The 15,447-nt window shown below is 43.6% G+C and carries 13 protein-coding genes and 1 tRNA gene; all 14 read left to right on the forward strand.

The features are described from left to right. The first annotated feature begins 74 nt into the window (after positions 1-74). The 14 genes from ABD949_RS16075 to ABD949_RS16140 all read left to right on the forward strand — a co-directional run bounded on the left by ABD949_RS16075 (position 75) and on the right by ABD949_RS16140 (position 15,428). On the forward strand, positions 75-1,391 hold the full coding sequence (locus ABD949_RS16075; RefSeq protein WP_345244872.1) for a glycosyltransferase: 1,317 nt from the start codon (positions 75-77) through the stop codon (positions 1,389-1,391). Continuing rightward, a complete protein-coding gene (gene rsmG / locus ABD949_RS16080; protein WP_345244873.1) occupies positions 1,388-2,029 on the forward strand; it encodes a 16S rRNA (guanine(527)-N(7))-methyltransferase RsmG in 642 nt (213 codons plus the stop codon). The genes ABD949_RS16075 and rsmG overlap by 4 nt, the downstream gene beginning before the upstream one ends. Before the next feature lie 58 nt (positions 2,030-2,087). Further along, the gene (locus ABD949_RS16085; protein ID WP_345244874.1) at positions 2,088-2,402 is read left to right on the forward strand and encodes a hypothetical protein; all 315 of its coding nucleotides are present in this window, start codon (positions 2,088-2,090) and stop codon (positions 2,400-2,402) included. Positions 2,403-2,523: 121 nt separating this feature from the next. After that, positions 2,524-2,597 (forward strand) — tRNA-Asn (locus ABD949_RS16090). Positions 2,598-2,775: 178 nt separating this feature from the next. Continuing rightward, positions 2,776-2,979 (forward strand): integrase core domain-containing protein, encoded by a 204-nt coding sequence (locus ABD949_RS16095; RefSeq protein ID WP_345244875.1) that lies wholly within the window; start codon positions 2,776-2,778, stop codon positions 2,977-2,979. A 1,205-nt stretch (positions 2,980-4,184) separates the two neighbouring features. Further along, the gene (locus tag ABD949_RS16100) at positions 4,185-4,622 is read left to right on the forward strand and encodes a hypothetical protein (RefSeq protein ID WP_345244876.1); all 438 of its coding nucleotides are present in this window, start codon (positions 4,185-4,187) and stop codon (positions 4,620-4,622) included. A gap of 66 nt (positions 4,623-4,688) precedes the next feature. After that, positions 4,689-5,126, forward strand: a complete 438-nt coding sequence (locus ABD949_RS16105; protein WP_345244877.1) for a hypothetical protein — start codon at positions 4,689-4,691, stop codon at positions 5,124-5,126. Positions 5,127-6,200: 1,074 nt separating this feature from the next. Beyond that, the gene (locus ABD949_RS16110; protein ID WP_345244878.1) at positions 6,201-7,205 is read left to right on the forward strand and encodes a glycosyltransferase family 2 protein; all 1,005 of its coding nucleotides are present in this window, start codon (positions 6,201-6,203) and stop codon (positions 7,203-7,205) included. A 443-nt stretch (positions 7,206-7,648) separates the two neighbouring features. After that, a complete protein-coding gene (locus ABD949_RS16115; protein ID WP_345244879.1) occupies positions 7,649-8,836 on the forward strand; it encodes a hypothetical protein in 1,188 nt (395 codons plus the stop codon). Positions 8,837-9,062: 226 nt separating this feature from the next. Further along, complete coding sequence (locus ABD949_RS16120; protein WP_345244880.1) at positions 9,063-9,821, forward strand: YjbH domain-containing protein; 759 nt, start codon at positions 9,063-9,065, stop codon at positions 9,819-9,821. Beyond that, complete coding sequence (locus ABD949_RS16125) at positions 9,808-10,956, forward strand: YjbH domain-containing protein (RefSeq protein ID WP_345244881.1); 1,149 nt, start codon at positions 9,808-9,810, stop codon at positions 10,954-10,956. The genes ABD949_RS16120 and ABD949_RS16125 overlap by 14 nt, the downstream gene beginning before the upstream one ends. 195 nt (positions 10,957-11,151) lie before the next feature. Beyond that, positions 11,152-11,928 (forward strand): T9SS type B sorting domain-containing protein, encoded by a 777-nt coding sequence (locus tag ABD949_RS16130; protein ID WP_345244882.1) that lies wholly within the window; start codon positions 11,152-11,154, stop codon positions 11,926-11,928. Positions 11,929-12,230: 302 nt separating this feature from the next. Beyond that, positions 12,231-13,049 (forward strand): polysaccharide biosynthesis/export family protein, encoded by an 819-nt coding sequence (locus tag ABD949_RS16135; RefSeq protein WP_345244883.1) that lies wholly within the window; start codon positions 12,231-12,233, stop codon positions 13,047-13,049. Positions 13,050-13,097: 48 nt separating this feature from the next. Then, positions 13,098-15,428 (forward strand): GumC family protein, encoded by a 2,331-nt coding sequence (locus tag ABD949_RS16140; RefSeq protein WP_345244884.1) that lies wholly within the window; start codon positions 13,098-13,100, stop codon positions 15,426-15,428. Positions 15,429-15,447 lie beyond the last annotated feature (19 nt).

Here is a 15,447-nt window from a genome sequence, read left to right on the forward strand (position 1 = left end):
GGGTTTTTCCGGTAACTCGGGTTATATTTGCGGCTTAAAACGGATAACTAACGATCTAACCTCTACGAGCTTTTGTGATAACGGTGGTGCTGGTACTGTGGCTGATAGCAATCAGTATACAGCTTGTGTACATTGTGTTTATTTATTCGCGAACGGCGCTGCACCGTACCCCCGACCTTCCTGTCGGCCAGGCAGCCCAGACCGGTACCCCGATGCTATCCGCTACCGCAGCGAATCCGCTTCTGACGACCGACGTACCGGGCAGTTCCCTCTCCGGTATAACGGCAGCCGGCCGCCCCTCATCAGGCATGACGATGTCCGGCACCGCGGTATCCGGTATGACAATGCCCGGTACGGCGGTACCCGGCACAGCGGTGCCCGGCGTTACAGTCATAGTCTGCGCTTGGAACGAACGCGAAAACCTGGAAGAACTCCTCCCCCTGCTCGACCAGCAGATTTATCCCGAATTTGAGGTGCTGGTAATGGACGACCGCTCCCGCGACGGCACCCTGGATTACCTGGAGGAAGTTACGACCCAACTGCAACACGTCCGCTACCTCCGGATCGACCGCGAACACGAGCACGTCACGCCCAAGAAGTACGCCCTGACAATAGCCCTGAAAAAAGCCCGGCACCCCGTGGTGCTGCTGACCGACGCCGACTGCCGGCCGGCCAGTCCGCACTGGATTGCCGGCATGGCCGCTCACCTGAGTAAGGCCGGGACCGAGATTGTGCTGGGGGTATCGCCTTACCACCACCAGCCGGGCCTGCTGAACTGGGTGATCCGGAGCGAAACCCTGTTTACGGCCGTGCAGTACCTGTCGCTGGCGCTGGCGGGCCGTCCGTATATGGGCGTGGGCCGCAACCTGATGTACCGCCGGTCGGTGTTCTTCGACAACCGGGGATTTTACTCGCACATGCGCATTCTGGGGGGCGACGACGACCTGTTTATCAACGAAGCCGCCAACGCCCGCAACACGGCCGTCAGCCTCCACGAAGACACCTTTACCTGGTCGGCCCCGAAAGAAACCTGGCGGGAATGGCGGCACCAGAAACGCCGGCACCTAAGCGTAGGCCGGCTGTACAAGCCTGCGCACAAGCTGCGGCTCGGCCTGCTGACGGGTTCGCACGTGATGACCTGGCTGCTGGCGGGTGTCATGACCGCGCTGGTACCGTTTGTGACCCCGACCACGCTGCTCTGGGTCGCTTTGGGTCTCTTCGGCTTCCGGTTGCTGGCCTTCTGGCTGGTGGTCGGGCGGATCAGCTACCGGCTGAGCCGTACCGTTGGCTGGTACACCCTTTCGCTGATGGATGCGCTGTTATCCTTATATTATATAGTCATGGGCGTTGCCACCTTTTTCCGCCGACGCCGAAAACTTGCCTGGCGATGAGTGTTGATCTGATCAAAAAATACTTTCCGAAACTGACCGCCGAACAGTACGATCGCTTTGCCGCCCTGGGAGATCTGTACCGCGAGTGGAACGCGCAGATCAATGTGGTATCGCGGCAGGACATTGAACACCTGTACGAGAAGCACATCCTGCACTCGCTGGGCATTGCGAAGCTGGTTGAGTTCCGCCCCGGCACCGAAATTCTGGACGTCGGTACCGGTGGCGGGTTTCCGGGCATTCCGCTGGCCATTCTGTTCCCCCTCGCCGACTTCCACCTCGTCGACAGTATTGGTAAGAAGATCAAAGTTGTAAACGAAGTATCGCAGGCGCTGGGGCTGACCAACGTGAAGGCTGAGCAGGTACGGGTAGAGCACATGAACACCTCCTACGATTTTGTAGTCAGCCGGGCCGTTACGCGGCTAAATCCCTTTCTGGGCTGGGTGCGGTACAAAATCCGGAAGGAGGGTAACAATAGCATCCCCAACGGGGTTTTGTACCTGAAAGGCGGAGACCTGGCCGAGGAACTGAGCGAGGTCAAAGACCGCTATCGCATCTACGAATTATCCGACTATTTTGACGAGCCGTTTTTTGAAACCAAGAAATTAATTTACGTCTCGGTACATAAAAGTAAGCGTTGATTGCCTGAAAGTATGTTTATTTGAGCTTTAGACCAGAAACATTACAACGGAAACAACCATGGCAGAGGTTTTCAGATCAAGCATGTTGAAAGACCCGGTCCGGCAGGATGTGGTCGAGTTCAACGACAAGGGTGTTACCTTTCGTGTGACCAAGCTGATCGGCGGGACTGACAACTTTGTATTCTACTCCGACATTTCCGGCGTAGAGATTGACAACGGGATGTTTTTCGCCACGATCCGGATCATTCCCAGGGCTCGTCCGGAAATTGTTATCCGAAACTTTTCCAAGGGAGACGCCCGTCGGATCAAGGAGATCATCCTGCAGAATGTACCGCACAACCGGCCCGACGCGTTTGGGAATCCCGCGCGGTAGAGGTTGCTATTGACTATCACGGATTTAGTGCCGGGGAAGTAGCAGGAAGCAAAAATAAACAACATTTTTTAGCCACAGGGCTTGCGCAGAATACCATTTGGGCGTACTTTTGCACCACGATTCCCGAATAGCTCAGTCGGTTAGAGCATCTGACTGTTAATCAGAGGGTCGCTGGTTCGAGCCCAGCTTCGGGAGCTCTGATAATAAGCCACTTAGCAGAAATGTTAAGTGGCTTTTTTGTTGTGGTTGCAAAACAAGTTGCAAAACATTTTCAATTGTTGCACAGATTGTCGGACAGGGACTAACTACCTCATATAAAAAATAACTTATTTTAAGACCGTCATTTTTACAATTTTTATCACAGATTCCCTCAATGGATGGCAAACGGCGGGCCATCGACAATGTGTTTACGGAGCGGTTTTGGCGGTCGTTGAAATACGAAGAAGTGTACCTGAAAAGCTATCGGGATGGTCAGGAAGCCTATCAGCAACTGGAATGGTATATCCACTGGTACAACGAGCAGCGTACTCATTCGGCTTTAGGGGGCCTAACACCCAAAGCGGTCTTTGAATCTTAGCATGGGGTGGTTATGTTTACACCCCTTCCGATCGGCTTCTCAACACAAGGGTGGTGATTTTGCTCTTAGTTTTGAAGCAAGGCTAGGTAGCCCTAAACAGGTTGCTGAAGCCCCTGCATCCGAAGTCATTTCATTTTGAATCCCCCATTTTTTTTCTAAACAGTGGGGAGTACCTCAGTGTGGGGTCCGGTCTTCCGTCTGGTTGGTCGGCTCCAGCGGCTAGCCAATGGTTATGGATGATCAAGTAGTTATAAATCTGGGTAGGCTCCTGAAATAGGTTTCAATCTCATTATAGAAATCAAAATCAAAAAAGGAAGAAACCAAAGATGGGACCCTATTTCCCATATGTCGGATCTTGTCCTCACCTATACCGCTCTATAATCCAAATTCGCCAAATTGACTTCCAACTGCTCAAAGCCAAATAGTGGGTTTGGCTTGTTCTTACAGATCAAGCCTGCCCTTACCGTTTGTCTAAATCGTCAGGGTAACTTATATGAATGAGTGGAAACGATAATAAGCCACAGCCGATTTTCATGACTAAAAATAAATTGCTTTTCTGATCATCACTTCCGTCACAGACAACCTCAAGCGCTAGAAGGTTTTTTATTGCTCAACCTGATATTAGCCTTATAAGCCGAGGGTTGGGGTTCGAATCCATCGGGATCCGCCTTTAGTATCAGGCACTTATAACTAAATCTAGTTGTACGTGCCTCTTGGTTTGCTTACGGATTTGCATGCAAGGCTATTTATTTCCTAAGAGAAATGTGTGGCTGGGTCAACAGTTGAGAGATGCTATGGTGTGAGAATACAACATATCTGTGCCCTCAAGCTAAACAAAAGACAAACCCGGCCGCAAGATGGCCGGGTTGTTCTAACTTTACTCTTAATTCAATTGTTTCGGGTGCTAATATATGATGAAGTTAGGAGTATTGCCATTCCAAACTGTTTTTTTGTAAACTTTTTTTTAAGTCATGATTACAACGGGTTGCCTCTTACTCACTAGTTTTCCTAACACCAAAGCCAGTGAGTAATACTAAAACGATACTAATGTGCAGAATACCAGTTTTTAAGTTTATCAGCTTTTGAGGACGTTATACATAAACCCTATCTATCGGCAATTTTGGTGTGTCTATATTTAACCAGGCTCCTTTTCAGGTTTTGAAAAGATTATTTGTGATCTACTTCGCAAAAATTTGAGATTTATTATGCTTTTAAAAACCAAGATCTTTGTTTTCATAGCTTCTACAACCCTAGTATTTATATCCTTAAGCTGTCAGCATTTAAACGAAAAAGCTATCATAGCTCCGTTGCAGAAGAGATTTAAGATGAATGGGCGTATCCGTAACCATTCGTCTAAAGTGCTTTGGGTAGTTGTTTCACAGAAGAGATCGTTGAAAGCCCATTTGTTAGCTCCCAACCAACAATCCCCTGCTGTCATCGATGTAGATGCTGTCAGAGCCGTTGATGGAACTCCGATTGAGGGATATTCCGACTGGGTGAGAATCCGGGATATCTCGAGGGCAGATGTCTATGACACAAAGAATGCCTTGAAAATTAACTGCTTTACCTGCTCTCCGGATGAAGAACGGGTGTTCAACATGATTACCTATGATTATAGCCCGAAGTGGGGGGTGGCACTATAGAGCTCCTGATTTTTGGTTATCTTGCATATAGCATAGTAGTTTCATTATAATTTTATCAAAAGACCTATGGCTAACAAATACATAGGACTCGCCATTATTGCCATAGCAATCTTACTACTTGTCTCTTCACTGGGTCGTCCTTCATATGTATTGCCTAAGTTGAGAGAGCTGATCAAGGTGAATGGACAAATCCGTAATTATTCCTCAAAAAGTGTATGGGTCATTGTATTCAACCATCATTTGGGCACAGAACCCGTTGCTTATAAATTAGCTCCAAACTATAAGTCACCAGATTTTATCGATGCTGATGCCGTTAAGACTGCTGATGATACAACCAGAACAAGTCATACTGGGTGGATTAAAATTACCGATATAAGCCATGTTAATGTGCAGGAGGATCATGGTAGGCTAACAGTTGGTTGCCTTGCCTGTTGGTTTGTTGAAGAAAACCGATTTGGCAAGGTGGTCTATGATACTACTACAAAATGGGGAGACCCTTTATGAAACGCGCCCTTGCTGGTTAGCAAGGCAATCCGTTACACTTGATAGCCATCCCGTTGGGTATAATTTTTGTATTTTATAATGTGATTCTTTTTGGTTATAAACTATATTGGTTATAAACTATATACGTAAATTAAGCGTTCTGATTCTAGCACAATGTGTTATTTTTTCAAGACGTTATGAATCATACAACACGATATCTACTGGTTCTCTCGGTTACCCTCCTGGCAGGATACTTTACGTATGACTGGATACTTAACCACGAATGGGATCTGGTTTTTTGGGGTAAACTAACATTGAGCGTTATCACCCCGATCGCAGTCATTGTGGTAGGGAGTTTAGTTGGGCATGTGGCGCTCTTGATCTGGTACCGTATTGACCTCCACAAAAAATCCCAGCGGGCCCAGCAAGACCTGCATTGAACCGGCTTACTGCATATAGTCACCGGAACAACTTACCTCATTTTTATATAAGACGCTATCTGATAAACAGATAGCGTCTTTTTTGTTATTTTAACAAATATAAATATATGATGAATTATTTTAAGTATACTACCGAAAAATAAAAAGACTCAGCAGGACTACCTTAGTATCAGAATTTTTCAAATATTTGTAAACTGATAGGCACATAGTTTATACTTGGAAGTTAGAACTTATTGTAGCTTTCATATTTGCCTGGCTTAAACCGTAACTGAATATCAAACATATTGGAAAACTTTACTATGAAGTTTTTGAGATTTACCACTGTAATTTGTGTTACAATTTTACTGACAGGCCTTTGTTTATACTGGCTCTTTTCCCAGACCTGGTCTGCCACAAATTGGCTCAACTACCCCATTTATGTTTTTGGCACAATTGTCTCCCTTATTATAGGCTCTTTTGCCGGACACATTGTCATCTATCTGTTTCAAGCCGGCACCTGGATGTATAAAGTGATCCAAAAGGCCTATACGCTAACGGAAGAGGCCAATTATATGGAACACACCACTAATTTTAATTCATAATTAATCTTTTCACCTATCCCATGTAACCGGAATTCAGGAAATTTACCCCTAATTTTGCCCATTAGCCTATCAGCATGAGTAGAATACCGACTTCTCCCCCTGAGATTCCTGCTTTGGAAGACCAGTCTAACCGGCCACTCTGGTCTGTTATGATACCGGCCTACAACTGTTCCGATTACCTGATCGAAACATTGGAATCCGTATTGGCTCAGGACCTGGGGGCAGACCGGATGCAGATTGAGGTAATTGATGATGCCAGCACAGATACGGATGTAGAAGCCCTGGTAAAGCAGATCGGCAAAGGTAGGGTAACCTACCATCGGCAGCGGGAGAATGTAGGTAGCCTGCGTAATTTTGAAACCTGCCTTAACCGCGCTCGCGGTCACCTAGTGCACCTGCTGCATGGCGACGATCGGGTGCTAAAAGGCTTTTATCTCAAGTTTACTGAATTATTTGACCAGTTTCCGGAAGCGGGAGCCGCGTTTTGCCGGTATCAATACATTGACATGCGGGGCAAACGTACCTCTATCCGGGATACGGAGATGGAAAAAGAGGGCCTGCTGGATAACTGGCTGTTGCGCATTGCTCATAAGAATCGCCTTCAGTACGTAAATATGGTGGTGAAGCGGTCGGTTTATGAGCGGTTGGGTGGTTTTTACGGCGTAACGTATGGCGAAGACTGGGAGATGTGGGTACGCATCGCCCGCGATTATCCTGTAATCTATACTCCAGATATATTGGCTGAGTATCGTAACCATTTCGGCTCCATCTCCAGTGATAAACTGCTTACAGGGCAGGCGCTGCGGGATATTCGCACGGTTATGCAATTTATTGAGCAGTATGTACCGGAAGACAAGAAGAAGCAGGTGATGCAGCAGGCAAGATTATTCTGGGCCATTTACGGCATCCGGGCGGCCAGGGAGGTCTGGCGCCTTACCCGTAGTTATAAGAGTACCCATTCTCAGGTGTTAGAGGCTCTGCAACTGAACTCCAGCAGTATCCAGGTTCATTTACGCATTCTTAAGCTCTACTTGAAAATTGCCCTGGAAACGGTAAAGCCTCCACCTTCTCTTTCTTAACCGGAATTTGTAACTTGCTTTAGTCGAGATTCCAGAAGTTAAGCTTTAACAATATGACTTATCAATTAATATATATAACTTTTTTTAAAATAATCGTTACATGCAAAATTTAATACACTGATTTTTAGTAACGAATTCTTGTAACATGTATAATTGCTATCAATAAATCAAGCTGATGCTTGTAATCACCGTACACTTGAAAGAAGAGTTAGTAAAAAACGCCAGGGAAATCTACTTCCTCCGTTAATGCTAATCTTAACTCCACTTTTAGTCCTCGTACGTTCTACAGGTTTCGCATCACTCATCGTTACGAATAGCAATTATAATTGATACTTACTGGCTAAAACGAATTAATTCGTAGCCAACCCAAATATTCTATTACTCAAATACTTTTCACGTTTAATCAAGCATCTTACCGACCATTTACTATACTACATTACCTTATGAAATTCCTCACTGAAAGTAACAAATTTTGGGCCTCCTGCCTGCTACTTGGTACAATTCTTTATAACTGTACCACCCAAGATGCTGAACGAGTCTCGCCCTATGCGAAAAAGTTTGATTATGTATCAAAGGTAAAATTAGCGGAGATTGAACCGTCTACACCTTCTGTCGAGATTACAGAAGGAAACATGCAAAGATCAATTCAATTAGTTGCTGTTACTACCGGTTTACAGGAAATGATTAAAACCGGGCAAATGCCGTCAACAGTTAAACAAGCATTAGCCGCTATGAATTCTATTGTAACTGAAGCTGAGGCCGCTGAACTAGTTAAGTATGTAGATAGAAATAGAGAGTTACCCACAAGCATTAAAGCTAAGCTTCAATCTATTGCTAATCATCCTTCAATGAAGCAGTATTTACCTGCTATCTCATTACCAAAATATTTTATAAATGGGAAAGAACTGACTGCTGAGCAGTTTACTACCTATGCGAGTTCAACCTCGACAGTTTCAAATGCAGCATCCCCATCAGCAGCGCAGCTAGCCCAGTCATATCCATCTCCACAAGTACAAAACGATTGTAAGGCAGCAGTTAATACCGCATACAATAGTGCAACACTAAGCTTAACTAATTCTTATAACGCGCAAATAAACGCTATAACGACTAAGTACAACACAAGTACAGCAGCTGCTTCTGGAACTTTTGATATCGCGACTTGTCAAGGTGTAGCTAGCACTAAATTTGGTACTGATGGAGGAACAGCCAATGCATCAACTGGTTTGATCAAGGATGCTTATACCGCTTATGATGCTGCGGTAAGTGCTATAAACACACTATATAATACTAGTTATCCTACTAGTTCAACAAGTACAATGATTAACCTGGAGGAACGAAATGCACTTATTTTAATGTATAATACAGTTAAAAATTCTGAAATAGCTCAATATAAAAAGTCTTCTGCAACTCCTACAGTTGCAACTGCTTCAACATGGCATGATAAAGAATATGTAGCTTGTCTTGCGGGTAACACTAGCGATCGAAGGACTGCTTACAGGAATGCAGCAAAACAGACATATGATAGCGATATTGCAAGTGTACAATCAAACTACAATTCGGCAATGACTTCATTAACTAACCTCAGAAACGCCGATCTTACAAGCTGTCATAATCAGGGAAAAGTAAACTAAGTATAATTTTATAGCATCTCTGTTGCTTATATATGGTTTCTCCAGAGTAAGGTTATAAATTAACCATTACTCTGGAGTTTTTTTGTGACAAAGTTGATTTAACGTCCATAGTTAACTTTGCATTCCTAATATGAATTACCGTGTGATGCACAGACTACCTAGAAGTATAATAAACAGATTTATTTCTGCTTTTATTATCATACTGTTCATTTGTTACCCCTCTTTCTTGCGTGCACAGGTAAACGTCTCTGGCAAGCCAGGTCTCATTTTCATACCCTCGGCCAAAGTTCTGGACGATGGCACATTTTCAGTTGGAGTTACTCATGTTCCTATCCACTACTCCTTCCGATTCAATACCCGTAATTCTGAAAATATTTACTTTGTCAATTTGGCATTATTACCTAGGCTAGAAATAAACTTTAACCTTCTACGGCCCAATGGCCCTATTCGTTTTCAAGATAGAGGTATTGGTGATCGGCAGCTAGATGTTAAGTATAGCTTTCTTACTGAGAAAGTCTTACGTCCATCTATAGCCCTAATCCTGTCTGCTCCATTTGGAATTGACCAATCATTGGTTACTTATGCACTGGCTGCAACAAAAAACGTTAGATTGACAGAAACCTTAACTGCGGAGATTACTGCTGGGTACAGTAGTCCGTATTATGTCTATAGAGACGATAAAGATCTAAATTTTGGAAGTGTTAACATCTTCTCAGATTATAAAATTCGGAATAAGCGAGATAGACCCTACTACTACTTGGCCGGTCCATTTGGCGGTATCAATATAAATTATAAACGAAAAGGAGGTATTATGGCTGAGTGGGACTCTCAGCATCTGAATGTTGGGGTATACGTTACCCTCTTTAAAGACTGGACTGTGCAGGCTGGCTTACTCAATGGCGACCAGGTTACGCTTGGTACTTCGTATACTTTCTCTTTACTGCGACTGCCGAAACGCCTTACAACTCCTGATGAAGCGAACTAATTACTGGCTTCTACTTGGAAGTCTTCTAAACGGGTTTTTCTGCCAAGCTCAGCAGGAAGTAAGCCTAAGGCAGCGAGCTCAACTACTGAAAAATTTAGAAAACATCTCTGTTGACCAGTTAGCTAACAAGGTTTTCTATGAGCAGCGGCTATACCGCAATCCTTTGTTTGGCTTGCTGGAAGCAAAGCAAGCCTTATCCGCCAATGACAGTACTGAGTACGTACCCCTTTACCAGGGTGTACCCATCGCCAGTTATCAATTAGGAACCTCATTCCGAACTACTATTCTCTCCAAATCCGAACGACAGGCTTATTATCGGGCTAATCCACTCCGATGGAATCAATATAAATTCGATTTTCGCCTTCATCCGGAATACATGGCATTCTTTGGCTTCCGGGAACAGCCTTTTCAACATAAGATCAACCTACTTTTACAAAGTCAACTCTATTTAAGACGAGGGCTAGTGCTAAACTGGGGTGTAACCTTCCCCCTGGTTAACCGCCTAGATAATGAGCCACGCAGCATTCGACCTGCTCCCATTTACTTAAATCAGTTTTTGGCCTTAGATAATCGCAACTATTTCAGTCTTTCAGCGGGCCTTTTTTACAGTCATCAGTACGGCGTCAATGCGCAGTACCGATACACTGATCTAACCAGGCCCTGGTCATTCGGGTTGGAAACCGGCCTCACAGGTTTCTACTACTACCCGAAAACCTTCCTGCTGTATTATGAGCCGATGAAACAACTGCTGCTATTGGCGGATGTAGCTTATCGGGTTATGTCGCGCGATATAACCATCAAGTTATCAGGAGGGCAGTATTTGTATCAAAACCGCGGAATACGGCTGGACTTTATCCGGCAATTTACCAATGTAGAAATTGGGCTGTTTGTCTCTAAAATGTCTGACGGCACCAATGCCGGTTTTAATTTTGCCGTACCAATTCCACCTGGCCGAATTGCTCAAACGCAAAGAGCCCGAATTCGTACGACCGAAGAGTTTCGCTGGGAATACGCCTATAGCCAGGGTAATAATATGCAGTTACTTTACCGCGTAGGTAACCAGCTCGATGCCCTGCTTCGCCAGTATCATCATGGGTATCTGCGTAATCAATATCAGTTGTACCAGAATAGATAAGTTCAATACATCTGTCGAATATTAATGGATTTGTTCAATAATTTATTTCTAGTAAAGGCAGCCGAGCTCGGTAGGAGCAGGTATATTACCACTCTAATCTTTTTATCAATTTACCTGCCCATACCTCCCTGCTTCGGACAGTTCTGCCAAAATCGAGAGGTAGTTATACTTAATGAAACTTTTGGAAGTGGAGATATGGAGCCTTTTAAAGGTAACACATATTATACATTTGTTTCAGGCTGCCCATTAGATGGGCAATATAGCATAGCTAACTCAGCAAGCAAGGTATGTTATAATTGGCATGTATTACCAGAAGATCATACTCCAAATGATCAAAGAGGCAATATGCTATTCTTTAATGGTGGATATCACAAAGGAGAGTTTTACAAGCAGTCAGTAACAGGTTTATGCCCTGATAATTTTAATGAGCTTTCACTTTGGCTCTTAAATCTAAGCCAACCCTATATGCCCCCACCAGAAATTACTATTGAAATAAAAACATTGGATGGCGTTCTAATAAAATCTTTTGATACTGGCAAGATTATATCAACAACAACTCCAACTTGGCATCAATTCTCTACTACATTCTTTGCTCCATCAAATAGCATCACCATTCGTCTACTTACAAATGTAGCAGGCGGTAGAGGCAATGATTTTGCTTTAGATGATATAAAGTTGAAGCAATGCGTAGCTGATGTTAAAGTACCGGATGTATTTACGCCTAACAATGACGGCGTAAACGATGTGCTATACATTCATCATCAAAGGCTGTCATCCCCCAATTTTAAAGTTTACGACCGTTGGGGCAGTCTTGTTTTCATCACCGAGGACTTAAATAATAATTGGGATGGTCAATACAAAGGAAGTCCTGCGGAAGACGGAGTTTACCTGTATAAACTTGAGTATGAAGACTGCCTCTTCAATAAGCAAACGAAAGTTAGCAGAGCAGGCCGGATCTTGTTAGTACGATAAATAGCCAAAATTGTTGCTTATGAGTTGTTAACCATTTTTTAACCTTTAGTAACTACCTGATTATAAGTAAACCTATAACTTTACTCTACTTCGGCTCCAAATTTTTCAATTTCCTTATTTAAAACTGCTCTGTTATATATATATTTACCCTATAATCAGACACATATAAAGCCTACTGTTATAAAGCAGGCTTTATTTGGATTATTCTAATACCTCAACGTAACTTCAATTAAGGGTCAACTATATTTTATCAAGCTTTCTTTTTGATAAAATGTTGGGTTTACTATCAGTAACTTGTACTTATGAATATTTTTACTTTGGTAAAACAAAGGCAGCTTCTCATAATGAGTACTGCATTGTGGATGTTAACCTTTTTTCTCTCAAGTTGTGTATCAACTAAGCAACTTTTATACTTCCAGAGTACACAGGGTGCAACGGATACATTGGCTATTGCCTCCCCGTATATACCGAAAATAAAGGCAGGTGATATTATATCCGTGCAAGTAAGTAGTTTGAACCCTGAGGCTGCTGCCTTTTTTAATCCTTATTCCACTATTGGCAGTGCAGAACGGCTCTCTCAATCTAGTGTAGGCAACGCTCCTTTGCCCAGTGCTACCGGCTATTTAGTAGACCCTTCCGGCAACATTACATTACCGTTGATGGGTAAAATATCGGTAGTAGGCTTTTCGACGGCAGAAGCGAGCGAACGGATATTAGAGAAATTGAAGAATTTCCTGAAAGAACCAACAGTCAATGTACGCAACCTTAGTTTCCGAATTTCTGTCTTAGGCGAAGTAGCCCGGCCTGCGCTATTTTCCATTCCTAATGAGCAGATTACGTTAACGGAAGCCTTAGGTCTTGCCGGTGATATTACCATCTTTGGCCGGCGGGACAACGTCATGGTAATCCGGGAAGAAAATGGTAAACGTATTTTTTCTAGGATCGACCTTACACAGCGGGATGTTTTCAGGTCTCCGTTTTTCTACCTCCATCCCAATGATGTCGTGTACGTGGAGCCTACTAAAGCCAGGGCTGCAAATGCAGACCGAACTAACCAATTAATTCCCATTGTTCTGAGCGGCCTATCCATAATAGCCATCATTACTACCAGAGTTTTTTAGAACTTAAACTATAGTTGCTGTACTAGTTCACCTTTTCAGCTTACCTGTATGTCTACTAACAACTACCCTTATACCCAATATCAGGTCTATGATCTGGATGATACGATCAATGTCCGGACGATTGTGATGCGGTATCTGAAGTATTGGCCATGGTTTGTGCTGTCTCTGGTTACCGCGCTGACGGCTGCCTACGTCTACCTCTTGTATCAGCCGCCCATTTACAAAGTGCAGGCGGAGTTGTTGATCAAAGATGAGATGAAAGGTATGTACGGCCGGAGCGTCATGGAAGAGCTGGACAACTTTGCACCGAAAAAGGTGGTAGAAAATGAAGTGCTAGTGCTGAAAACCTACTCGCTTATGGACAAAGTGGTGAATAGATTAGGGTTAGATGTACATTATTACCAGCCAACTCGCTTTCGGGATCAGGAAATCTATGATGCCTCTCCAATTCGGTTACTAGTAGAGAAGCCGCTGCCATCGCTATATTCTACACTGCTTACAGTATCATTTACAAATACTAATACAATCCGAATAAATGATGTAACGTATCCCGTCAACCAGAGTATTCTAACGCCTTATGGTAAGTTACGGATATTTACCCGCCAGTCAATAAGCGCCAAAATAGAGCCAATTAAAATTTGGGTTATGCCCAGAGCGAGTGCGGTAAACAGCTATGTTGGCCGGTTGAATGTAGAACCCGCCAATAAAACGGCAACAGTTTTAGTTTTGAGTCTGGAAGATGAAGTGCCGGAAAAAGGACAGGCCGTGTTGAATCAACTCATAGAGGAATACAATCAGGCGGCTGTAGTAGATAAAAATCGGGTAGCCTCCAACACACTAAAATTTATCGAAGACCGATTAGGCCTAATTTCTGGCGAGTTATCCAGTGTTGAAAAAGATGTTGAACTGTTTAAATCCAGAGAAGGAATTTCAGACTTAGGTCAGCAGTCCAATGCGTTCCTGCAGACAATTCAACGAAACGACCAGAAACTAAATGAGGTGGACATTCAGCTTAGCTCCCTCAGTGATATTGAGCGATACATCCATAGCCGGGGAGATGGACAGGGTATAACTCCGGCTACCTTAGGTGTTAGTGATCCGCTGCTGTTGGGTTTATTGACCAAACTAACTGATTTAGAATTACAGCGGAGCCAGCTTGCCCGTACTACCCATGAGAATAACCCAATATTACTATCTCTTGATACACAGATAAGTAATACAAAGAAAAGTATATCCGAGAATATCCAAACCATGAAGCAGGTACTGACTAGTAATCGTCAGCAACTTACGGCCGTCAGCCGCCATCTGGAGGGCCAAATCAGGTCGATTCCAAAGAAGGAAAGAGCACTGCTGGATATAACCCGTCAGCAGTCAATCAAAAACAATTTATACACTTATCTCCTACAAAAGCGGGAGGAAACCGCTCTTTCATACGCATCCGCAGTATCTGACAGCCGGGTCATTGATATACCTCGGGCTATAGGGCCAATAAAACCGGTAAGGAGAAACATTTTTGCCGTTTTTGGATTATTCGGCCTACTTTTTCCAATAGGGTTGCTAACGCTTCGAAATGTCATAAAAAATAGAGTGCTGCAACGCTCAGATGTGGAGGATGTCACGCAAGTACCAATTTTAGGAGAAATTGTAGAGAATAAATCGAAAGAGGCCATGGTTGTTATGCCACGCAGTCGGTCAGTTATAGCAGAGCAAATCCGGACATTACGAACCAATCTCCAGTTCCTGCGCAGTAATGAAGATACAAGCCAGGTACTATTATTCACGTCAAGCATATCCGGAGAGGGTAAGTCATTCTTATCAATGAACCTGGGAGCCAGTTTGGCACTTGTAGACCAGCCTACAGTTATACTGGAGATGGACTTACGGAAACCTAAATTGCATACTTCATTGGGGATGCACAATAATTTAGGTATAAGCAACTATTTAATTGGTGAAGCCACTTTAGATGAAATACTTCAACCAGTGGGTAGTTATGATAATTATTGGATAATCACAAGCGGTCCGATACCACCAAATCCTGCAGAACTGTTGGCAAACACACGGTTACAAAAATTAATTACAGAATTGAGGGAGCGGTTTGCATATGTCATCATTGATTCCCCTCCAATTGGTTTGGTAACAGATGCTCAGTTGATTGCGAAATATGCAGATGCAACGCTCTTTATGGTTCGCCATGATCATACTCCAAAAAATTGTTTAAAAATGATTGACCTTTTGTATAAGGAACAACGATTTCAAAAACTTACTGTAATTCTTAATGGAGTAGGAGGTGGAGACTCATATTATTATAGTTCTAATTATGGCTACTATAATGATGGACCAGAAGTAGGATCAAAAAAATCTTTATTAAAAAAAAGGTGAATTTACAAAGACAAATATC

It is taken from the genome of Nibrella saemangeumensis (genome assembly GCF_039541915.1).
Lineage (GTDB): Bacteria > Bacteroidota > Bacteroidia > Cytophagales > Spirosomataceae > Nibrella > Nibrella saemangeumensis.

Bases quoted from the DNA above. Each gene is read 5' to 3' on its own strand.
- rsmG (WP_345244873.1), top strand. From the start codon at position 1,388: ATGAGTGTTGATCTGATCAAAAAATACTTTCCGAAACTGACCGCCGAA.
- ABD949_RS16085 (WP_345244874.1), top strand. From the start codon at position 2,088: ATGGCAGAGGTTTTCAGATCAAGCATGTTGAAAGACCCGGTCCGGCAG.
- ABD949_RS16095 (WP_345244875.1), top strand. From the start codon at position 2,776: ATGGATGGCAAACGGCGGGCCATCGACAATGTGTTTACGGAGCGGTTT.
- ABD949_RS16100 (WP_345244876.1), top strand. From the start codon at position 4,185: ATGCTTTTAAAAACCAAGATCTTTGTTTTCATAGCTTCTACAACCCTA.
- ABD949_RS16105 (WP_345244877.1), top strand. From the start codon at position 4,689: ATGGCTAACAAATACATAGGACTCGCCATTATTGCCATAGCAATCTTA.
- ABD949_RS16110 (WP_345244878.1), top strand. From the start codon at position 6,201: ATGAGTAGAATACCGACTTCTCCCCCTGAGATTCCTGCTTTGGAAGAC.
- ABD949_RS16115 (WP_345244879.1), top strand. From the start codon at position 7,649: ATGAAATTCCTCACTGAAAGTAACAAATTTTGGGCCTCCTGCCTGCTA.
- ABD949_RS16125 (WP_345244881.1), top strand. From the start codon at position 9,808: ATGAAGCGAACTAATTACTGGCTTCTACTTGGAAGTCTTCTAAACGGG.
- ABD949_RS16130 (WP_345244882.1), top strand. From the start codon at position 11,152: ATGGAGCCTTTTAAAGGTAACACATATTATACATTTGTTTCAGGCTGC.
- ABD949_RS16135 (WP_345244883.1), top strand. From the start codon at position 12,231: ATGAATATTTTTACTTTGGTAAAACAAAGGCAGCTTCTCATAATGAGT.
- ABD949_RS16140 (WP_345244884.1), top strand. From the start codon at position 13,098: ATGTCTACTAACAACTACCCTTATACCCAATATCAGGTCTATGATCTG.